Raw genomic sequence first — 22,564 nt, 5'->3', positions numbered from 1 at the left:
CCTCTGCATCAGTGCTCCCGCATTCCCGCTGCAAACATCAGCAGATGAAATACTGTCGCGACGACAAACAGCGCTAACACACTTCCACCCCAGATGACGGCCATCCAGCCAACGCGTTTTAAGAACGGGGCTTTGGTGATGTTGTTGTCATCCATTTTTCTGATGAGATTCATACGAAATTCCTCAGTGATAACCCTGATCCGGCGTCACTTTTCCGCGGAACACGTAGTAGCTCCAGAAGGTGTACACCAGAATGATCGGGATGATGAACAGCGCGCCCACCAGAATGAAGCCCTGGCTTTGTGGCGGTGACGCCGCTTCCCAGATAGAAATGGACGGCGGAATGATGTTCGGCCAGATGCTGATCCCCAGACCGGTATAGCCCAGGAACACCAGCGCCAGCGTCAGCAGGAAGGGCGCGTGATGCGCGTTTTTGCTGATGGCACGGAACATCCACGCAGAGACGAATACCACCAGAACCGGTACCGGCAGGAACCAGTAAAGGTTAGGGCGCGTGAACCAGCGGGTGGCGATATCACTGTGCGTCAGCGGTGTCCACAGACTGACTGCCAGCGTCACCAGCAGGAAAACCACCAGCAGAGGTTTAGCGATTTTGTGCATCGCTACCTGCAATTCGCCTTCGGTTTTCATGATGAGCCAGGTGCAGCCGAGCAGGGCATACGCCACGACCAGCGCGAACCCGCAGAACAGGGTGAACGGCGTGAGCCAGTCCAGCGCCCCACCGGCATACGTGCGGTTAACCACAGGAATACCATTGATGACGGCGCCCAGTACCACGCCCTGACAGAAGGTCGCGATAACCGATCCCCAGATGAAGGATTTATCCCACACATGTCGTTTGGCCGGGCTGGCTTTGAAACGAAATTCAAACGCCACGCCGCGGAAAATCAGACCGAACAACATCAGGGTCAGCGGGATGGACAGCGCATCAAGAATCACCGAATACGCCAGCGGGAATGCGCCGTACAACGCCGCACCGCCCAGCACCAGCCAGGTTTCGTTGCCGTCCCAGACCGGCGCAACGGTGTTCATCATCACGTCGCGGTCGTGCTCTTTTTTCACCAGAGGGAACAGCAGACCGATGCCCAGGTCGAAGCCGTCCATCACCACATACATCATCACGCCGAAGATGATGATCAAAAACCAGATCAGCGGTAAGTCGATACCCATTATCAAGCTCCCTTAGAGTCGTCGGACAGTGATTCCGAAATAGCAGACAGCGGACGCGCAGGCGTGCGGTGCTGGCCAGGACCACCGTGGTCAACGCTTTCACCTTCATGCGCCTGCGGACCTTTGCGGATCAGACGCATCATGTAGCCGTAACCGACACCAAACACCGAGCAGTAAATCACGATGAACAGGATCAGGCTGACGCTCATCTGGAGAACGTTATGGTTCGATACCGCATCTTTGGTGCGCAGCAGGCCGTAAACGACCCAGGGCTGACGCCCCATTTCGGTGGTGATCCAGCCCGCCAGTAGTGCCAGCAGACCGGAAGGCCCCATCAGGAAGGCAAAGCGCAGGAACGCTTTAGAGGTATACATTTTGCCGCCACGACGCAGGATCAGGCTCAGCACACCCAGCAAAATCATCAGCATGCCCAGACCGGCCATGATGCGGAAGGTGTAGAAAATGACGGAGGAGTTCGGACGATCTTCTTTCGGGAAAGACTTCAGCGCCGGGATCTGATGCTTCAGGCTGTGCGTCAGGATCAGGCTGCCGAGATACGGGATTTCAATCGCGTAACGGGTTTCTTCACGGTTCATATCCGGGTAACCGATCAGCACCAGCGGGGACGGTTTATTGTCTTTATTTTCCCAGTGGCCTTCGATGGCCGCGATTTTAGCCGGCTGATATTTCAGGGTGTTCAGGCCGTGGGCGTCACCCAAAAATGCCTGAATCGGGGAGACAATCAGCGCCATCCACATCGCCATCGACAGCATGGTGCGGATTGCCGGGGTATCACGCCCACGCAGTAAATGCCAGGCCGCCGCAGAACCGACGAAGAACGCAGACGCCAGGAAGGCGGCGGTGGTCATATGCATCAGACGGAACGGGAAAGACGGGTTGAAGATGATTTTCATCCAGCTGACCGGCACGACCAGATTGTTAACAATTTCGTAGCCCTGCGGTGTCTGCATCCAGCTGTTGGACGCGAGGATCCAGAAGGTGGACATCAGCGTACCGAGCGCCACCATGCAGGTGGAGAAGAAGTGCAGACCGGGGCCGACGCGGTTCCAGCCGAACAACATCACGCCGAGGAAACCGGCTTCAAGGAAGAACGCGGTTAACACTTCATAGGTCAGCAACGGGCCGGTAATGCTCCCGGCGAACGAGGAGAACATGCTCCAGTTGGTGCCGAACTGGTAAGCCATCACCAGACCGGAGACCACGCCCATGCCAAAGTTCACGGCAAAAATTTTCGACCAGAAATGATACAGGTCGCGGTAAGCCTCTTTCTTCGTTTTCAGCCACATGCCTTCCAGAACTGCCAGAAAACTGGCAAGCCCGATGGTGATAGCGGGGAAAATGATGTGAAAAGAGACGGTGAACGCGAACTGGATCCGGGCCAGTTCTAGCGCATCAAGACCAAACATAACAACCTCTTTTTGTGTGTCAGGTAACCCTTCCAGACATTAATACCGGTACGGGAACCGGCAATTTCTGACATTCGCAGGTGAAGTCTTGAATGAAAGGGTGGTACAGCTGGGTTTTCGCGAGGGGCCGATTTAACCACAGGGGTTAAAGGTATTAACAGGGACGGTTTCGTGGGGAAATTACCGGCTGAAACACTTTTGCGGCAGGGGAATAGGAGCGGGGAGCGAAACTAATTTCAGCCCGAAGCGCCCGAGGGAAGAGTAACCCTGAAAAGTACGCGGACATGATGTTGCATTGATCTGGATCAAAGAGTTTTGATGTTTTCTGAATGTAATTACCCTGCGTCCAGTAATGACTTGTTGTGTGCCATATTGGTAACTAAAAAGTTAAATCGCCAACGGCATCAGCGCATTCTGATTTTAATGCAATGTAAATTTATGTCATCGGTTTTGGTCGAAATGACGTCAAAACAGGTAATGGTTGTAGTATTTGTTTACATTTACGTATCACGAAGGAAACGCCGTCAGCGCAGCGGGGTTGGCCGACGGCGTATAAATCATCGTTGTTGCGTTTCAGGCACCGCAGCGGTGGGTTCCAGCAGTGCATACCGGTTCAGAAGCTGTGTGAACTGATTATCCAGTTGCGTCAGCAGCTGAGGAGATATGGCATCTTTCTGCTGTCTGGCGTCGGCTAATTTACGCAACGATTCTTCGACCGGCGTAGCGCTGTTCAGCGCCTGCTGAATGGCAAAAACCGACGATTTGAGCTGCGAGACGGTCATATATTTGCCGCGCTGTTCATCCAGCCCGTTAAGCTTGTCTGCCAGTTGCTGCAACTGCGCGTTGGCCGAATGCCAGCCGTTAAGTTTTTCCAGCGGTATAGCATTGGCGGTCAGCTGCTCGTTCCATTCCTGCGTCAGCTTTTGCGTCTCTGGATTGTCAGGCCAGAGGAACCGGGTTTGCTGAATCAGCTGCGAACCGGTGTCCTGCGCCCAGCGCGGCGAAAGTGCGGCCAGATGGCGGGTTTGCTGACGGGTGGTGGCAATGATCTCTGGCGCCTCGCGGTTCAGTGATTCTGCCTCGCGATTTTTCAGGGCTTGCAGTTCCGTAGCGCTCAGAGGTTTTGGCATCTTCGTCATTGACGCTATCAGCCGCTCGCTGGCAGATGGATGATAAAACGTGTTCACGCCTGCCACCACGCCGCTGCCAACCAGTACGGTGACCACAATCCCCGCCACAAATCCTTTCCACTGTAACGGACGCTTTGCCGCCGGAGCGGGCGCAATTACCACCTGCGGAAGCTCGGGTTCTGCCTGAGCAACATAAACCCAGGGTTCTCTGGCCTGGGTCTCCCATGTTCTTTCAACTTCTTCGGCGGCAGCGGGCAGCACAACAGCAGAGTCTGTCGAGGCGTGCATGTTTTCGAGGCGCATCGCGGCACCCTGCATATAGGTGCTCAGCACGGCAAGCTGGCTGGCGTGTTTGAGTTCAAGACGTTGCAATACGTCACACAGTGCATTGATGAGTTTTTCCGCCTCATAAATTTGCGGCAGGTCGCGGTATTCCAGCGTCATTCCCCGAAGGGATTGCTGCAAGCGCTGGCTCAGCCCGGTCAGAATTTCCATCCGTGCATGAACCGGCTGCGGCCATAGCCCCGGCCACTGGCGGGAGATCAGCGCCTCGAGTATCGCCAGCCCTTCATTCAGCCCGGACAACCCGACGATTTGCGCCCGCGCCTGCGTGTACCACGATGCAGTTTGCAGCTCGATGCCGTTTTGCTGGAACAGGCTCAGACACAGCTGTTCCACTTTTTTCCAGTTCACATCCGGACGCGCCGGGTGTGTCAGCTTACTCAGTTCTTCGCGTAAAACGGCATAATCAGCCAGCGCACGCGGGTCGCCCCCGGTGCGCAGCTGGCGTTCAATAGACATGGTTGTTTTCCTTAACTGACGTAATTCTGCTCTTTCACATAGCGGATCAGCACAAGACCTTCAGGTATTCCCGAAGGCCAGTGCATTAAAGAATTCAGGCGGCAGGGTTAAAGGTCAGGACAATAAACCTTCAATCATGTTGAAAAAGATCTCTTCGCTGAACGTTTCGCCGGGCTGCGTGGACCTGCCCGCCGGACGCCACGTCCAGTGATTGCGCTCTGCGGAACGCATGAATAAACGGCATAGAGGGACCGGAGCGCCCTCAGCGCAGAGGCTGACTTCCACGCAGCCCGTCACGCCCTGACCGTATAAAAAGGCAGGCGTGAATTTCACCATCCTGTTTTCATAACGCAGGTGGATGCCGGGAATGTTGAATGCCCTTCCGCCTATCAGAAATTCAACCAAGGAAACGGAGGTGCTTTCCGTCCGGATGCCGGTACCGGCCAGCCATGTTTCCACGTTCTCCTGAAGCTGACTCATCTGTTGCTGAAACTCAGCGATATCAGCATGACCTTTATTTTCAAACACGGTACGACCCGGTTGTTTGTCCTGTAGCTTTTTCAAAAAACGTTCTTTAGCTGACATACTTCCTCTGTTATCGCCAATGGCAGACGGCCATCAAACATAATTCTGCTGTTTCATATGGCGCATCAGCACGCGGCCTTCCGGCATAAATTCCGTCCCGAACCGTACCAGACCGAGCTCTTTCAGCTCCGCGTCGATGGCGTATTCAAGATGCCCGGGCGTGGATTGCGGCAGTAAAATCACGTTCAGTTTTCGGATCCGCGGCTCGTATTTCAGCAGCGTGGCGGAGAGCGTGGTCAGCAGGGAGTGCGCAGTGCCGGGCATCCCCTGCAAGATTTTGCTCATGTCCGGCAGGCCATAATCCGGCAGATGCGAAATCGTTCCTGCGCGGCAGTTAAGGACCCGCTGCATGTTGTCGAGTACGGACAGAATGACCTGATTGGCTTCGCTGATGCTTTGACGATCGAGATCACCGGTGAAGTTACCGGTGAGAACTTCATAGAGAGAAGGGGATGGGGAGTTCATCCGGTTGGATTCCTTTTAAGCGCAAAGCACGGCTGCCCGTGCGGGATCAATCGCAAAAAGCCCGGCCAGCAGCGTGTCCATTTCCTGCGAAATTAATGTTTTGTTGGTATCACCGCGTTGAACTTTCATACGCAGTAATTTAAGGCGACGGGCTTTCACTTCAAACATAAATGCCGGTTCCCATCGGGCCAGCGTCAGACTGTTGCCCGTTGTTTCCAGTTCGCTGAGCAAATGAAGTGCCATCTCATTTTTGCCATATTGCTCAGCAATACGGGCCATCAGCAGCCGGATGAGCCAACGCTGGCGATATGTATTCATGCCAGGACGGGTTTGTAGCCAGTTGAGTGCGGACTCGATACCTTCACTGTCTGCCTGTGCGAGCGCTTCAGCTTCCAGCTGGAGGACATCGTCATCACCGTTAACTGGCGCCGCATTTTGCTCTGATTGCCAGAGCACGCTATTACCCTGTATTTCGCCGGATATCCAGCCTGCGGTAACCTCATCAGCGAACGGAGTGCCATCGCTATAAGCCAGAGTTTCAAGCCCTGGAAGACGAATCAGCAACAACCGCAAATCTTGTTTGATGAACTCCGCCCAGCCGTCATAAGGTGGTCCTGATTTACTCAGCGCCTGATACAAATACCACTGCAAATCCAGCCAGAAATGGTTGACGCCTTCGCTAAACATCCGGTCGGCGTTCTCCAGTATCTCGCTCCAGCTTTGCTGCAAAAACAGGCGTTTGAGATGTGCGCGGTACTCAGCTCGCGGGGGCACGAGTCGGGTACACCCTTTGGCGTCAAGCGGAGGGAGTTGATCGACGGTGTCCCATCGCACGGTAGTCATCAGACGATGCCCTGAAAGCCAGCCCTGTGGCTGATCGCGCAGATATTGCGCGAGAGCTTTCGCCTGATCGAGCAACTCACGACCAGACTGAATGGTGCGTAGTGCTGGCATTTCCTGTGATGTGGAACGGGATTCGGCGGATGCCTGGCCTCCGCTGTTTTGTGGAACAACCGCATCGAAGCCGCCGGACTGTGCAAGACGTGCGCCGAGAGCGTCATATAAGCCGCTGAGTTGCGGTCGGTTTTCGGGCTCCCATGTGGGAATTGAATCTTCAAAAAGAGCCAGCGAGGCGAGTATGCGTTCAAACTCAGGCTTATCAACCTCAGGATAAAGCGACAGGCTGTCCAGCACTTTACTGCCAGATAACCATTCCATCGCGACCAGTCGGCTATTTTTTCGCGATGGCAGCAGCCGGTCGCCATAGCGGGCAATCAGTCCACTGAGCAGCTCCAGCCCTTCGGCCAGACCTGATTCGCCGTCGCGATGTAACCGTGCCCAGAGATAATAGGTGGCCACCCGCACATCTTTGCAAACTGTGGTCAGTAATTTTTCAGCCAGCTGACAAATAAGCTCGGTATCAGCGCCTGAGATTTTGTTGACCTCTTCACGCATGCGCTGAAAATCGTCGTCATACCCGGGGTCTTCACCCACGGGCAAGGTGCTGCTGATGGGTTGCAGCCATTTGTCCCACAATGCAGTTTGGGCTTTTGCTTTTTGCAGCAACTGTGTCTGGGTTATATCCGGGCAGTGTCCCAGCAGGGAATGTAGTGTTGCCATAAGAGGCGAATTCCTTATCTTTATTGCGTCTTTGTTTGAAGTGCTGTTAGGTATTTGAAGTCAGGTGTGTGTAGTGGGTTTGAAGAGAATCAATATGACTTGCAGTGAGCAGCCTTACTCCCGGAGCTTTTATTGTCTGTTAACAAAAATATTGTCTTTATCATCCCGCTCAAGCAATGACCAAATCGTCCGGCGCAGCTTGCCTTCTTTATCTTCATAGTCCGGCAGTTTCTGGCCCTGTTTCAGGTGAACATAGCGCAGGCTGCCGTCGATAAAGGTTCCCCACCTGCCGGTGTGCGGGCTGATTTCACCGCTGAAGGCGGTGATGCGTTTTGGTTCCCGCGGGCTCATGTCTGGCAACGGCAATTTATCGCTGGCTGCGTCAAAGCGCGCGTACCACTTCATGGACGATTCTTTGTCGAACTGATGATTTTGTTCCATCGAATAAAAGTGCAATCCGTTGTGTCCATCCTGACGAATTGGTCGGATCACCTGATTTATTTTTACCAAAAGTGGCGGTAACTCTTCTGTGTTGATTTCACCGAGAGCAGGCGGTTTTTCTCCCGCTTTAAGAATCACACCATTGTCATAAGGCAAGAGCGTAATTTCTGGCGTATCTGAAATGAGACATTTCAGTGCTGTTTCGCCGCCAATCTTATCTATCCAGTGATTGCCGAGGATTGTATACCATGCAGCGCCTTTAACGCCCTCCGTCGCATCTCCACCTTCGAGGGTTCCAATTGAATCTACCATTGCTCCAGGGAAGCGATGCGCCAGGGCATATTCATATGGGAACATGCGATGAAATTCTTCTGGAAGGCTAAATGATATACCCCCATAACCACTTTCAACATCAAACTCATTGCATAGCCACAATATCCAATCTTGATAGCACTCTGTGCCTCCCAATTCCGTTAATATCGATAATGTAAACGTTAACTTAATGACAGAACGACTTGTATCGTTATGAAATATTCTCTCTCCCATGATTAAGACATCGTAATCCGGGGCAAGAAAATCCTCAGTGGCACTGGTCAGATACCAGGAAAAATTTTCCTCTGGGGTAGATTCGATAATCTCCTGCCGTTTTTTGGCATAATTTTTTTCGGTGATCCCGACCCATTTTCCGTTCATTTGTTTTTTCAAATGGGGTTTAAATTCTTCATAAAACCGGTCAACGCATCCGACCATTTTTTCGCGAACTTCCGCGGTATGTCCGTTGCGGAAAAATACCGTAATAATCAGCCCAAGGCTAACCGCCGGACGGCCATCTTTGTAGTTCACGGTAGCGTCTGAGAGCCAGCGTTCGATATAGGTTAAGTCCATTTTAATACCTTCTTATTTATTGTGTGCTTAACGTCGCAGCGGCCGCACCCGCGGCCAGCACTGTCGCCAGTGCGTCCCATGCCATGATTGCCAGACGTACGATAAGTAACAACGCAGCCACCAGCGCCTCCGGTATGCCAAGCGTCATCACTAAAAAACCTACGCCAATCGACACTAAAACGACTCCGGCCACTTTTGCCACATCCGTCAATATCTGTATCCAGTCAATTTTTTTTAACGTGTCCAGCGTCAGGTCCGTGACCCGCTGGATCCCCGACCATGCAGTCAGCAACTCATGATCTGTCCAGCTTTTTATAATCTTGCCGTTATCACTGACCCAGTGCCACACACCCTGTGCCTGCACGTGGACCCATTTGCCGCTGTCATTCAGCCATTGGGCCGTATATTTAAGTTTTCCCTGAAGATCGGCGGATAACGTATTCCAGCCGTCAGCGGCGTTTTCAGCCAGGCTTGCCACCGTCTCTTTTACGGCGTAGGTCCAGGGTTCAATGCGTGCCGCCGCCGGCGTAGTGGGCGGTCGGGGTAAAAATATGGGCGGAAAGAAAAACATCGGCCAGTATTTACTGACCGCCTTGCCGGTAACGTTAAATACATGGTCGGCCTGTTTGCCTTCGTCAGGGCGGCAGTCGTGGATTTCTAAGATAGTTAAACGGTTTCTGTCCCTGCCAACAATCAGCATGTAGTCGCCATACTGCTCTCGACCAAACTTATCCTCCGGAAACTTCACCTCGACCAATCTTTCGAGGTTATCGACATGCATGGCATTCTCACTGTCTGGCCCCGCCAGACCCGGCCAGCGATCCTGCTGATTTTTGACAATGATGATGTCCGGGCGGCGGTAAATCCCTTTGCCGCTTTCCGGGAACGGATTGGTGGTATGCCGCCGTTTCGCGCCCTCGGTTTTCAACAGTGTGCTGCTCAGATAGGGGCGCGGTGGCGTAGTGCGCATATCAAACGGCACCTCCGCTTTGTAATACCAGAAATAATTGCGGGCAATTTCATCGACGCGGATCAACCCGCTCATCATCAGCTGCTTAAGGCTGATGTTGTAGCTCTTTCCCTTACTGGAAACGCCGGCGGTCAGTCGCGGAAACCGCATTGAGTATTCGACTTTCAGATGCAGGTACTGACGGCTGGCTTCATTCGGTAACCGCGCCTGTTTTTCCTGCATATCTACCGTCGTGGTGGTGCATTCATAAGGCGCATCTCCGTCGGGGATACTGTCCGGCGTATCCGGTAATTCAGGTAAATTCATTGTGCTTCATCCCTGTATTCGGTTTCCATATCAAGCGGGTCGGCCTGACCAATGTAGTAAAGCTGTTCTATCAGTTGGGGCTTTTGTTTAACGAGGTGCAAATCGACATTTTCGGCCTTTGATGAATAGACCGGCAGTGTTTTGCCTTCGCGGTCGGTATACCCAGCGACCGTTTTTCCTTGCGCGGTGGTCAGTTTATAGGGCGTATTAACCAGAATATTGCCGGTTTCATCCGTAAGCTGATAGCGGGCTGAATACTGATAACCCGGTTTTAAATTGGGGAAGGTCAGCGGCTTTGCCTCCGGCACCGTCAGCACCGAATGCCCGGTGCGGCGGAAGTAGTCATGTTCGGTGCCGTACTCGATTTTGCCGTCCTGCAGGATGAGGTAACTGCCGCCGCCAATCAGGGTGATGCGCTTTTTCGCCGCAAACAGGATGTCGCCGTCCACCGCCGTGATGCTCACTTTCCTGCCCGCCGCCAGCGCCATGGTGTTGTTCTGCGCCTGCACTTCAACCTTGCCCTGACTGGCCTTCAGGCTCATTTCGCCCTTCAGCGCGAACATCCCCATTTCCTGCCCGGCGTTGAGGGTCAGGTTTTTAATCACGCCGAGGTCGGCATTCTGACCGGCGTTCAGTATCAGGTTTTTGGTGGCCGCCAGCTGGAGATGCTCGCCGCTGGTCAGCGCCATGCCTTCCGGGGCGCTGGCGAGTACCACCTGATTAATCGGCTTCAGGCGCTCGCTGAACATCGCGATTTGCGCCGCGATATCGGCCTCCAGCGCACTGACTTCGGCGGCGGCCTGGCTCAGCGCTTTGACCTGCTGTTGCAGGCATTCGATTTCACGCAGCGCGGCGCTGTTGTCCATGACCTGACCCTGCGCTTTGGGCTGAGCGTCGGCGCTGATGAAAATGCCTTTACCGCCGCGCACCGCGCCGTGTTCGTCGGTGCGCAGCTCGACGCCCTCGCCGCGCGGCTTATTCTGCGCATCCACCAGATGCCCGGCGTTAAGCTGGGTTTTGCCGTATTCGGTGGCGAGCTTGACGTGCTCTTCGCCGCGCCGGTCCTCCATCCGCAGCTTGTTATTCGCAGGCGTACGCAGGACGTTGCGGGTGTGGTTGCGTTCGGTCACGTGGTCGGCGTGGTCCGAGTCGTGCAGGGCACCGGCGATGTAAGGCCGGTCCGGGTTTCCGGCCTCAAAGGCGATGGCGACTTCGGTGCCGTCGGGCTGCGGGCTGTGCCAGCCGTAGCCGTCACCGGCGTAAGGCCGGGCGAGGCGCAGCAGCAGGTACGCATGGCCGTTATCCCATGCATCCCGGTCAACGTTGAGCCTGACGCGATACCGCCCCTGATTATCGAGCCAGGCGTAAGTATCCTTTTTCTCCGTGCTTTCCACCCGCGCCGGTACGGTGCCGCGGATAACCGGACGCTCAGGCGGAACGGGGCGGAAACAGACATTTTCGCTGTAGGCCATGCCCCACAGGTTAAGGCGAAAGTGTTCGCTGCGGGCGCCTTTGGCGACAATCCGGGTGATGAGAATGCCGTCTTTCAGGTCGCTGAACGGGTAGTTCTGCGGCTCGAGCACCTGCCCCGGCGCCAGGGCGAGGCAGGTGCTGCGGGCAAAAATGCGGCTCTGTTTGTTGAGCAGGCGCTCGTGGCGGATGCGGGCGTAAAACGCGCCGGTTTCGGCGGCGGCGTCGGTATCGTCCCCGACCTCGCGGTACGACAGGGCGTAGTGATATCCCTCACCGGCCACCGGTGCCAGGCTTCTGACCTGCGCGGCGGTATCAAGCGGAGCGGTGGCGTCGCGGTAGTTGTAATCGCGTTTGCTGATACGCCCGGTGACGGCCTGCCAGTGGACTTTCATGCCCCAGACGCTTTCCGCCTGACCGTCGCTCATGCCGGAAGGCTCGCAATAAGGCAGCGTGACGCCAAACTGATACTGCTCCGGCCCGTCCCCGAACACGACGGTTTCGGACTCGAGGCGGGTATCGGTTTCAAAGCGCCACCAGATACCCACTTCGGCCAGAATACGCCGGATAAACTGCAGGTCATTTTCCCCCCACTGGGTGATGAGTTCGCGCTCCGGGTAGGCCTGACGGAGACGAAACTCAAAATCCTGCCATTCGAGGTCGTGGGCGCGCAGGAGCTGTTCGACCACTTCGGGCACCGACTGATTCTGATAAATGGCGGTGCGCGTGGTGTTTTCCAGCAGTCTCAGGCGGGGCACCAGCTCAAAGCGGTAATGCGTCTCGTCGGCAGAGGTCGAAAGGCGCTGAAAGTCACGCACCACGCCGTAAACGGTGCGGCCCGGTTGAGCGGACGTCTGCATGCTGAAGCGGGCAAATTTGCGTAAGACCTGCGCGGGGTCGATATCCGGTTCCGGGCTGGTCGCCTCTATCACATAAGAATAGGGCTCGCTGAGCTGCTCTTCGCCGCGAAAGTTGAGGACGTCGAGTACATAGGGGCTTTTCCAGATATTGAGGGAATAACGGGACAAACTCCCGGAGGCCGGGAGGAGAGAACTCAGAATATCAGCCACAGAAACCTCCATTTAATCTTTGACGGGCAACAGGGTCATCCGGTCGTTATTCAGCTCCAGCGTACGGGGCTTATCCGGATCGAGTTCGTCACGTTTCAGGACCACCCGCCAGGTGTCATGCAGTCTGTCGGGGTGGCGGAAGAGTGCCACCACAGCAACGAACTGTGCATCGGCCTCCATCGGCATATCGAGCGATACATCGCCACCCGGCATGACTAACACTTCTTTTGATGCCAGCGCATCGGCTTTTAATACGGTGTCAGCCTGAAGCAGCAGTTTTTCATAATCCGCGCCGTCAAAGGCTTTGCGATCTTTGAGCTGGTAAACCCGTACCATCGTGGCGAGGGATGACTGATCACCCACGTCGGTATTCACGGCAGAGCGTGGAGTGAAATCGAGATGTAATATCTTAATTTGTTTATAAAAAATGGCCTTAGTCACGCCTTTAGTTCCGTCGACCACGGTCTGGGTCAGACCACAACCGCTGAGCAGGGTTACAAGCAGCCATACGCCGCTTCGCAGCCAACGGGCGTGCGTGGAGTTTCTTTTTGCCATCAGTGCATCCTTCTCTTACTTTGCATAAAACAGCGCATCCGTGCCGGGCAGGGATGGCGAGATTTAACGAAAACGGTATTCACCCGATGCCGCCGGGGAAAGAGGTTCATCCCGGATACCTTCATAGAGGCCAAGGCTGACCGTCATACTTTGAGGCAGTGAACTGCGTTTGCTTTCCTGCAGCCCCAGCACACCGGTACGCCCGAGTTGTATGCGGCGTGTCCCGCCAAGCCGGGGTTCAGGCAGCAGACGGGTTGGGACGGTGAGTTGCAATCGCGCGTTGCACCGGTATCCCAGGTATACCCGCATCAGGACGAGCAGGTCGGTGTGCAGATGGCCGCCGGGCAACCAGCCTTCCGCCTCCTGCACATTGTCGGTAAACAGGGTGACCAGCACGCGGCTGTTGCCGTCTTTACCTTTGCGCCCCAACACGCTGCGCTGAGCCAGGGCGATCTTGTTTTCACCGGAAAGTCCGCTGCGTGTGCGGATCTCTACCGACACCGGGTCATGGCCCTGAATATGCGCCTGTGTCTGAGGTGCCAGCAGATTAACCAGTGCGCGGATCCCTTCTGCCGTGCGCGTCGGCAAACGCATGGTGCTCAACAGGGCCAAAAAGCGGGAGACCGGCGTGGCAATATGTTTCTCAGTTCCGGGTATGCCCAGCCCAATCAGCCCAAGCAGACACTGAGACGTTTCATCCGTCCCACCTGCCTGAAATGTTGCCGGGTAGGCATATTTACGCCAGATACGGTAAAACTGGGTCATCAGCCTGTGGTTGAAGATATCCAGAAAATGCTCAACCCCTTCGTGCCCCTCGCGCCGCTGGGCAATATCGTCGAGATAGCCTGTGGGTAGCGGTGAGTCAACGCCGTACAGCCCCATAAAGGTCGTACGAACGGTATGCGGAGCATCAGGGTGGTCTTCATCGGCATCAATAGATTTAATTTCGCTGACCGGAAATCCCATGCCGGGATGGGGGCGAAAGCGCACCGGGTCAGTGCCCGGATGGCTGGTTGTCCCCAACAACGGCGCGTCTTTGTCAGCTTGTTCCAGAAGCTGGCAAAACCGGTAGAAATTCAGATAGGGTGCCTGCGAACTCAGGGCGTCGATCAGCCCGGTACGTGTTGACTGTGATTCTCGTTCCATCTCAGGCGTTTTCCTGTCGGTTGTAACACCAGCGTCAGCTGATTAAAAAGGTGGATATCGGCGTAGAGGCCAAAGAAACGGTGCAGCATCTCACCAAACAAATTCACGTCACCTTCACCGGCAAAGTTGTCGGTATTCAGCGTGATTTCGATATCGACGCCACGCAGCATGAACCCCTTTTCAAAACGTTGGATCAGGCGGTGTTTGACCGCGACGATGGCTTCCAGACGGCGACAATTCATTTCGTCATCAGTCCAGTCATACAACGCCAGCGTGCCACGCAGCACTTCCGGGTCATCCATCATGCTGAGGAAACTGGAACCCAGATGGCTCATCACCCGCCAGTGGAAACGGTCGCTGGCAGGGGGGTAAACCGGCATCGTCGGGGTGGTCAGGTTACGCACCTGCACCGGAACTTTTCCGGCTTTAACCACACGGTTAAGTAAGGTGCTTTCCAGTGCTTTACGCGGGAGCTGGCCGTTGGTGCCGGTGATACGCAGCGACAAAGCTTCGCGTACATCCCTCAGTTGCTCGGCCTCAAATGATTTTCCGCCGAGGATCAGCCAGGTGTCATGCAGGCCGGATGGCCCCCGTTTCACCCTTGAGTGGAAATAGCGCTCAGGCGCGTCGTGCCGCATCATGCCGCCACGATGCCGAAAACTGGTAAACGGCACGTAGTCATGCCTGCCGTTTTTTACCGAACCGTGGACCTGATCGACGCTGTAGATTTCCACATGCCCGTCTTGCAGACGCAGCGGCCGCAGCAGGTATTCGTTAGCCAGAGGATCAATCTGAAGCGGATCGGCTTCCAGTGAAAACAGGTTAATCACCGGTACGCAGTGCAGACGGAATGTGTCGGTATCAAACGGCAGATCGTAAGGCCACAATTCGCTGAGCACGATATCGAGTTCGAACCAGGTCGTGCCCGGCGCGAGGTGAATATTTTGCAGGCCGTTGAGCTCAACAAACATGAATTTAGGCCGGAAGGTAAAGTATTCGAGCAGTAGCTGATAACCGCTGAAAGCCGAAGTGCCTTTCGGCCATAGCTGTTCATTTTCTTCAAAGCCCATCGGTTTGAACCAGCCATCGATAGCGCGTCTGTCTTGCCCGAGTTCCGGCTGACGAACATACATGGCCTGTACGTTGCGCGTGAGAGCCAGATGCAGCGCGCTGCTCACCGGACCATCGGCATCGAGATAAACAGACACACGGCTTAAATCGACTTTGCGCCAGTCTGCCAGCGGGCCGCAGTCAAAGCGAAGGCGTATCGTTGAACGGCCGTCCGTTTCGGTATGCAGCTTCGCGTGCGAAAGGTTGACCGGCAGCAGTGGCATATCGCGGGTGACCTGATACTGGCAGCAGGTCTGCTTCGGACCGACAGGCTGGGACAGCACGGAGAAGCCCTGAGGAATGGATTCGGCCTGTTTAAGTTGCTGGTAATCGGGCTTGAGCTCTACGATCGCCAGAGAAGGAATGGTGCGCATATAGTGCGGCCAAAGCAGGCTGACAAGCCCTTCGGTCAGCTCCGGCAGGTCATCATCCAGTTTTTCCCGCAAGCGGCCCATCAGAAACGCAAAGCCTTCAAACAGGCGTTCAACGTAAGGGTCACGTGCGCCGGACTTGTCCAGATTAAGCATGGCGGCGCGGTCAGGGTGGGCGTGAGCAAATTCACGTCCGGCCTCGCGCAGGTAGCGCATCTCTGCTTCGTAATAACGCAGGGTCAAATCATCCATATACAGATTCCTGACTGAAAAATTCAGTGGTGTTGTCAATCGAAAGCAATGGCGGGGTTGCAACCGCGTTCAGCCGCGGGTGCAAAAACGAAGCCTTTATTCACCCGAGCCGGAGGGGATTCCGGCGGGGATGTCTTCACTGTCTGACATATCGTGGGTATTGGCTGCGCCGGGGTCAGCCGCAAGGGCCGCGGAAACCGGCACGTCATCTAAAAAGACTTTTTTCGGCAATGAGAAATTGCGTAACGCCAGCAATGCCAGCGGGCCGTTGCCCAATTCAGTGCGCAGAATATATTTGAGCGGCAGCCCGTCAGGCGTTTTCCAGACCAGCTGATAGCGGCTGCTGTCGAGTTGTGTGACCTGTGCTTTTTCCAGTAAGCGGATCAGCCCCCAGTTACCTGTCTGGTCTGCGAACAGCTGCATACCGGAACTGATGCTGCGCCAGCTGAGATGGGTACCCGGATAATAGGATTTGCCAGGCCAGGTAAAGCTTTGCCAGCTTTCCATCTGGTTGAAGTAATCCAAATCCTGCCCGTCTATGGTGAGCTGGGTGCGCACCACGTCTTTAGATGGTCGCGCCATCAGTTCAAAGCGTAAGCCCGCATCACCCTGGGCAAAGATGATGTCCGATAATTGCCCTAACTGGTTGATAGCATCCAGGAATGCCGGGTTAAAGGTCAGCCCCTGACTGGTGATGGCGTCCGGAACCCAGCGGTTACCTTCCTGATGTAAAATCCCGCTCATCTGTGTTTTCAGGAATTGCGAGATGCGCCCGGAATCTGCACGAAGATATTGTGCAACGACCGGTAAGGACGCGTCGCTGCCTGTTGTGGCAAACGGATAGCGCCCGGCGAATGAGATATTCCACTGGTCTACAACGGTGCTTTGCCATTGTGCATTCAGGCTACCGGCCGCAGGTTGCAGCACCTGACGCCAGGCCAGTTCCAGCGGTTGTACGAACATCGCCTTACCAAATCCGTTCCATTCCTGTCCGAGGCTGGCGGCAACCAGACTTCCGTAATCACGGGTATCGGTGAGATCGACGGCTTTGCCCTGAAACACGGTCTGCGCCAGCATTTGTGTCATTGCCTGCGGATCCGGTGCCGTGGTGACCTGTTGAAGTTTCAGACGAACCTGCGTCACGCGGGTTAAGTAGGCCTGGAAGCTGAGGTTGCCGTTACCAGCGCCGCCGTTTTTCCCGTCCATAATCGCCAGCAGCGGGCCGAATGAGGCATCCAGCGGACCTTGCGGACCTCCCGCCTGTTCAATCACTGGCTGCTGTTTTTTGCCCACCAGTTTTTTGGCTGAATTAACCAGTGTATCGGCCAGGGCTTCGCCTTTCTGCCCCGTTTTCCCCTGCCAGGCGAGGGTATTCATCAGCGCGACCATGGGTGAGCGACGGACGTCAGACATCAGCGTAAGTTGAGAAATCGCTTCAGACAACGAACCGGGCTCCTGCCAGTGCAGGCTGTTGATCATGTTCAGCCACGCATTACCAAAATCAGTGAAATAACGCTCGGTAAGACGTTCTTTCAGCGCTTCGGGTGAAATGTCGTCAGCGGCAGGCTGGGATTTGCTGGTGAGCACCCAGTCAATTTCATTGCGACGGGTCGCGACCACCTGATCAATCGCATCCTGAACCTGTTCTTCCCACGCCTGACGGGTGAACATTCCCGGTACGATTTCTTCGGTATCAAACAACGATGAAGCATCGGTATCGCCGACCATTTCGGTCAGCGTCATATCCGGATAATTATTGGCGACTCTCTTCAGCATGTCCTGATACAAGGCGGCTTCGGCATTGCGCTGGCCAATCTGCTTGAGCAGAATTTGTCGTACGGAAGTCACCAGCGTTTTGTTCTGAGTGGTTTTCCATTCAGGATGTGCGGGCAGATTCTGCGCCCAGAAGGCGGTGAGTTTTGGCCCGACATTTTGCCACTGACCGTTCGGAACCCCTTCGCGCTGCGGCCAGGCTGTCATTAATGTCTGACTCAGGAAAGTGGCGTCAGCCTTATCAGGGCGCGACATCATCAGGTAGGCTTTAAGCTCTGCATAAGTCTGTTGTGTTAAAGCGTCGCGCTGCGGGCTGCCCGGCGGCAGCTGGACAAACTCCGTCAGTCTCTGACTGAGTTTAGCCTGTGCGGGGTCGCGCACTAACATCTCGCTGTTTCGCTGGTACAACGGCCAAAGTGCAGCCAGCTGTGCGGCATTTTGATTGAGACCAAAGCGGGTATACCACGGGGAACCCGACGTCTCACGGAACTGTAATTTTGCAATTTCCTGTTGCAGTGCCAGCTGATGCGTCAGTCGGTCTGCCAGAGGTTGCTGCGCATCTGCCGCCATCACGGCTTTTTCCTGAGACCCGGCAATCTGCTGCTGATTAATGCATAAAGAGAGCAGGGTGCCTGCACCCCAAAGGGCAATCAGAGATAGAAGCGAGATTTGCAGGATCCTTTCCCATGGCCAGCCCACGCGTTTGCCGGTTGTGCGACGACAATCCTCCAACACACCTTGCCACTCCGGCACCCGTACCCAGTTATGCGCTGTTCCCGCTTCTGTCGTGACTGGCAAGCTGAACATCAGGCCACGCAGCATCAGTGCAGAAGGGCCCTGCGTAACGCCGGCAAGCAATCTTTTCAGCCCCGCGCGCCATTCTTTGCGCAGTTTATCGGTGAGACGCAATAAGAAGTCGTAACGGGTATCCACTGCCAGTTGCGCCATTCCCTGCTCACGTAAATCAGGGATTAATGCATCGAGCGCGCTGAGTACGGCATCTGCTGTTACCTTTCCCGGCGTCAGGCAACCGACGGTTTCGGTCTCGCGACCCGCCTGCGACCATTCACTGCTGCCGAGCACCCAAAAGTAAACCGGTGCCTGCCAGCCGAGCAGTGCGTCTCTTTTTTGGCGCTGGCGCAGGGTTTCATCCAGCGATGCTGTGCCCGGTAAGTTTTCACCATCAAGGACATGGACAATACCGTCCAGCGGGCGGCGTGAACGTAACTGACGGACGGCCTGCACCCGTTCAGCGTCCGCAGGAATGTCGGGTAAACCGCCCCACAGCAGCACGGTACCGTCACCTTCCTGCCAGTGCTGCCCGGTCAGGCCGGGTGCAACCTGCTCGACCAGCCCCGCGTCGCCCGTCACCCAGAGGATCCGCACTTTTCTGTGCCAGAACCGGCCGTAGCGAAACCGAAGTTGTTCATCCAGCCCGGTGAAAGGCGAAGAGGGCTCAGTGGTGACATCAGAAGCGATGCCAGCCCCTGCCTGCTGATTTTTTTGTTTACGCCATTGCACGCGAACACCGGCCTTGCCGACGCGGTCGAAAAGACGTTCGACCAGCCAGAACAGTGCGCCCAGTCCGGCGACAAGGCTCAGGCAAAGTGTCCAGATGCCGGAAGGCGACAGCGGACCGATGCCGAACGTGGAGGCCACCCATTGCGGATAGAAGGTGAGGGCACCTGCCACAATGAGGACGATAAAAATCAACAGCAAGAAAGTACTGCCCAGCAGGGATCTGATTGTCACAGTGATGAGTCCTGAATGTCCTTAACGTCTGAGGCTGGTGCAGAAACGCATCCAACCCAAATTTCGTCCGTGGCGGTTTGCACCGCAACAGCCTGTGTGATGCCATCTTCGCGGCACTGTGTGGCCGCCGTAATGTAGGCGAGCCATGGCGCAGCAACGCCTGTAAACCCTGTGATGTTATCGATGAAGCCGCATTGCTTTTGAATATTCAGCGCAAGCGCGTTCGTTTCACAGGCGGTACTCCACCCGCTGTCCGTCAACAGGTTCCCGCCGGTAAGCCAGGCCTGTGTGACAGATGCCGGAGCTGCTTTCGCCCACAACAGCGCGCGGGACATCGTTTTGCTGAGCATGCCAGCGCTGCCGCGTTCCGGCCGGTGAATATGTACTGCTTGCGGATCGGCCGTGGACGGGCAGTTGGTCAGCAACATGGCAGCGGCAGCTTCGCCGCTGTTATTGGTGGGCGAAGCATTGATCTGGGTACTCACTATCAGCAGAGCCGACGGAATGCCCCAGGTCATATCTGTCCAGCTGTCTAAAGCAGCAAGCCCGCTGCCGTTTAACTGTCGCAGCGGACGGGAGAACACTTCGCGAAATTCCTGTGCCGCAGCCGCGTTTACTGCAGGGTTGCTGTCGACATGGATATCGAGCAGGACGTAACACGGCATTTCAGCGGGAAGGGCGTCGAGCAGGCTGTTCATCCGCACGCTAAGAACCGAACGGCATTCCAGCAATAGCTCGGGCACCGTACTGTGGTCATTGCCCAGTCGCGTATGCCGAAGGGTAGCTCCCCCGGTTCGTGGAACAGAGGAAGACATCAGCGGGGTATTTTTCAACACGGCGCTGACCAGTGCGCCGGTATTTTTCCCCAGCGTGGTGAACGATGCGCACCCGTGTAGCCAGAGGTGGCGCTGACCCCGCACGGTTTCATCTTCAAGAAGCTGATTACGTTCCTTATTCCACGACGCCGCCCAGATCTGGTCACATTTATAGCTGATGCGCCGCAGGCTGAAGAGGACGCCCCATACGGCGGTAGGAACAACGGCGGCAGTGAACCAGAACGCCATGCCGGTGTGTTCGTTTTTCCAGAACCAGAGCGTGGCGACCGCACCGGCCAGCAGAAGAAATGCCCAGAAAATAAGCCAGCGACGAACGCGGGGCCGGACCACTTTGGTGGCAATAGCGGGAATAATATCGAGATTGACGGGCATTTTTATCCTACCTGCGCCGCAGGAAGAGAACTTATCAGCGTACATCCGCAGGCGCATTTATGGCCGTGAAAGGCCACAGGAATACCGTTGTCGAGATAATTAGGATTGCCTTCAATTATAGTTGTCGGCCCATGGCCTGGTATCGGGCATGACACCTTATCGCCTTTACGGGCAACGGGAATATTCGCAAACGTCATCGTGCCGGAACCGGCCAATACCATTCCACCATGAGTGGTTTTATCGCCAACGCGAACAACAGGAAACATGGGCAAGTCCTTTTACAGAGCGGGGTGAAGTTATTGTGGAGTTGTTTGATATAGGGTTATTTATTATTTTTGGGGTTGATTGTTTTGCCTGGCGTCTATATTTACTCTGAGCCCGTATCGGGTTCCTTTTGGATAAGTTTGAGATCTCCATTTTCCAGTGCGTAATAATTATAAAAATGTTTACCTGATTCAGCATGGGTATCGTAGGTGACGAGGAGTTTGCTGGTTTTATTAATATATAAGACTTCCTCGCCTATGGTTTTTGGCTCCTCATCGCCTGCATCATAAGCAGAGAATGATGTAGGTAAGGCCCGTCCGGTACGTATATTAATAAATGCGACGGTGTGACAACCGGATCCGCCGCATCCCTATTCGGCTTGCGCATACTCTCCGGCAAAAACAACGGGCCCTTGCATTGCATCTTTGAAGCGAGTTCTGAATGAATTTGTGAATTCATCCGAACAGTCAACCTGCACTGAACGGCTTCCTTTGTATAAATGAGTGACCGGATAATCTGTTCCTTTAGGAAGGGGCGTAGCCAGGGACTCTGCCGAAAATAAACCCAGTGCGACAATATAACAAGCGGATAGCAAAAGTTTTTATTCATATTATTTGCCTGAAATTGAGTTGAATGGGCGTGCTCTTACTATTTCTAAATGGCTTTTCTATTTATTGGGAGCGCAATCTTAATTTTTCTTAATTTTCCGTGATTTTCTCTATTTGCTCCCAACCGCCATCTCCCCATGGGAATAATTTACTTTTAATAAGCCAGTGTCCATTTTCATTTTTCATTTTTCATTATGAATTGTGGCGAAGGGGTATAACATACCTTTTTCGAATTTGCATTTCTATCCCACATGAATTCTAGCTGTCCTGAATCCTGAGTAATTTTATAAACACCATCACAAGTAAAAAAAGCATGCCAAGAAGAGTTTTTTAATGCCCCACCCCCATTCCCATCGATATTGAATAACCAAGTGATCGACTCTCTGGATCCATCGTTCAGTGTTTCACCTTTTTGTGTAATAACAAAGCGTCCTTTTACTGGTTTTTCAGTAGAAGCCATAAGTTGTGTTGAAAATAAAACAACAGAAATTATAAGAAAACGGAAGAATTTCAAGCTCAACATTTTTAACCTCTTGATCAACTAGTAATCATAAATAGCTTTAGGGCACGTTGGTTTGACTTCGTACCCAAGGGGATAATATAAATGCCCATCAACTTTATTTCCTACAGAGTAGATATGCACACCTTCTTGGCTATTACACATGGAAAAATAATAGTTCATGCCTTTCACTAAAACTGCTATGTTATTTTCACTCCTGCTGATTACAGGTGAAAATGACTTAGAATCATGCTCTGAAAAAATAATGGATATCTTTGGAACTGTTTCTTTTATCTTATTATTTTTGATGTCAATATAAAGATTAACATCTTGCCCTCCAGATTCATCACTTACTGCTGTTGTTTTCTCACGCCATGCTAACTCATTGCCATTTATTTTCACGCAACACTTTACTTGACCATTAAAATTATATTCCATAAATATAATATCTGTATCCATGATTTTTCTTGGTGTGTATAAAAAATAACCATAATCACTGGATGGAACTACAATGCCTGTGTTAATTTTGACAACTGGGTCTTTAGCAAAGCATATAATTGATGTAAAAAATAATGCAATAACCGCTAGTATTCTGAACATGCTTACCTCATTAATTCTAACGACCATCGTCTGACCAGTGCGGTGGATCACTGATTAGTTTATGG

General features: G+C 54.0%; 18 protein-coding genes. All 18 read right to left on the bottom strand.

The genetic code is table 11. The annotated features are described in order from the left end of the window. Window positions 1-8: 8 nt before the first annotated feature. Window positions 9-173, bottom strand: a complete 165-nt coding sequence (locus tag M2403_RS15835; protein ID WP_152326793.1) for a DUF2474 domain-containing protein — start codon at window positions 171-173, stop codon at window positions 9-11. Window positions 174-183: 10 nt separating this feature from the next. Then, window positions 184-1,191, bottom strand: a complete 1,008-nt coding sequence (gene cydB, locus M2403_RS15830) for a cytochrome d ubiquinol oxidase subunit II (protein ID WP_259229988.1) — start codon at window positions 1,189-1,191, stop codon at window positions 184-186. Between the two features lie 2 nt (window positions 1,192-1,193). Then, the gene (locus M2403_RS15825) at window positions 1,194-2,618 is read right to left on the bottom strand and encodes a cytochrome ubiquinol oxidase subunit I (protein WP_259229987.1); all 1,425 of its coding nucleotides are present in this window, start codon (window positions 2,616-2,618) and stop codon (window positions 1,194-1,196) included. A gap of 557 nt (window positions 2,619-3,175) precedes the next feature. Next, on the bottom strand, window positions 3,176-4,549 hold the full coding sequence (locus tag M2403_RS15820; protein WP_259229986.1) for a VasL domain-containing protein: 1,374 nt from the start codon (window positions 4,547-4,549) through the stop codon (window positions 3,176-3,178). 114 nt (window positions 4,550-4,663) lie between these two features. Further along, complete coding sequence (locus M2403_RS15815; RefSeq protein WP_259229985.1) at window positions 4,664-5,134, bottom strand: hypothetical protein; 471 nt, start codon at window positions 5,132-5,134, stop codon at window positions 4,664-4,666. Window positions 5,135-5,167: 33 nt separating this feature from the next. Beyond that, window positions 5,168-5,599: a type VI secretion system baseplate subunit TssE gene (gene tssE, locus M2403_RS15810; protein ID WP_101079068.1), complete on the bottom strand. Its 432-nt coding sequence runs from the start codon at window positions 5,597-5,599 to the stop codon at window positions 5,168-5,170. 15 nt (window positions 5,600-5,614) lie between these two features. Beyond that, window positions 5,615-7,219, bottom strand: a complete 1,605-nt coding sequence (gene tssA / locus M2403_RS15805) for a type VI secretion system protein TssA (protein ID WP_259229982.1) — start codon at window positions 7,217-7,219, stop codon at window positions 5,615-5,617. A 129-nt stretch (window positions 7,220-7,348) separates the two neighbouring features. Beyond that, the gene (locus M2403_RS15800) at window positions 7,349-8,545 is read right to left on the bottom strand and encodes a DUF3396 domain-containing protein (protein ID WP_259229979.1); all 1,197 of its coding nucleotides are present in this window, start codon (window positions 8,543-8,545) and stop codon (window positions 7,349-7,351) included. Between the two features lie 16 nt (window positions 8,546-8,561). After that, window positions 8,562-9,821: a VRR-NUC domain-containing protein gene (locus M2403_RS15795; protein WP_259229976.1), complete on the bottom strand. Its 1,260-nt coding sequence runs from the start codon at window positions 9,819-9,821 to the stop codon at window positions 8,562-8,564. Then, window positions 9,818-12,361 (bottom strand): type VI secretion system Vgr family protein, encoded by a 2,544-nt coding sequence (locus M2403_RS15790; protein ID WP_259229973.1) that lies wholly within the window; start codon window positions 12,359-12,361, stop codon window positions 9,818-9,820. Before M2403_RS15790 ends, M2403_RS15795 begins: the two co-directional genes overlap by 4 nt. Before the next feature lie 12 nt (window positions 12,362-12,373). Continuing rightward, a complete protein-coding gene (gene tssJ, locus M2403_RS15785; RefSeq protein WP_259229972.1) occupies window positions 12,374-12,916 on the bottom strand; it encodes a type VI secretion system lipoprotein TssJ in 543 nt (180 codons plus the stop codon). A 63-nt stretch (window positions 12,917-12,979) separates the two neighbouring features. Further along, window positions 12,980-14,062: a type VI secretion system baseplate subunit TssG gene (tssG, locus tag M2403_RS15780; RefSeq protein WP_259229971.1), complete on the bottom strand. Its 1,083-nt coding sequence runs from the start codon at window positions 14,060-14,062 to the stop codon at window positions 12,980-12,982. After that, window positions 14,026-15,795: a type VI secretion system baseplate subunit TssF gene (gene tssF, locus M2403_RS15775; protein ID WP_152327211.1), complete on the bottom strand. Its 1,770-nt coding sequence runs from the start codon at window positions 15,793-15,795 to the stop codon at window positions 14,026-14,028. Before tssF ends, tssG begins: the two co-directional genes overlap by 37 nt. Before the next feature lie 96 nt (window positions 15,796-15,891). After that, window positions 15,892-19,320 (bottom strand): ImcF-related family protein, encoded by a 3,429-nt coding sequence (locus tag M2403_RS15770; RefSeq protein ID WP_259229969.1) that lies wholly within the window; start codon window positions 19,318-19,320, stop codon window positions 15,892-15,894. Next, window positions 19,317-20,528, bottom strand: a complete 1,212-nt coding sequence (locus M2403_RS15765; protein WP_259229968.1) for a hypothetical protein — start codon at window positions 20,526-20,528, stop codon at window positions 19,317-19,319. Before M2403_RS15765 ends, M2403_RS15770 begins: the two co-directional genes overlap by 4 nt. Window positions 20,529-20,530: 2 nt before the next feature. Beyond that, entirely contained in the window at window positions 20,531-20,794 is a 264-nt protein-coding gene (locus M2403_RS15760) for a PAAR domain-containing protein (RefSeq protein ID WP_101079093.1), read from the bottom strand. A gap of 781 nt (window positions 20,795-21,575) precedes the next feature. Next, entirely contained in the window at window positions 21,576-21,923 is a 348-nt protein-coding gene (locus M2403_RS15755; RefSeq protein ID WP_259229967.1) for a hypothetical protein, read from the bottom strand. Window positions 21,924-21,941: 18 nt separating this feature from the next. Further along, window positions 21,942-22,499, bottom strand: coding sequence for a hypothetical protein (locus M2403_RS15750; protein ID WP_259229966.1), 558 nt, complete (start codon window positions 22,497-22,499; stop codon window positions 21,942-21,944). Window positions 22,500-22,564: the final 65 nt, after the last annotated feature.

This window comes from Rahnella sp. BIGb0603 (assembly GCF_024808755.1).
Taxonomy (GTDB): Bacteria; Pseudomonadota; Gammaproteobacteria; order Enterobacterales; family Enterobacteriaceae; genus Rahnella; species Rahnella contaminans.
Note: the sequence above shows the minus strand (reverse complement) of the source record. Positions and strands in the feature narration are given on the sequence as shown.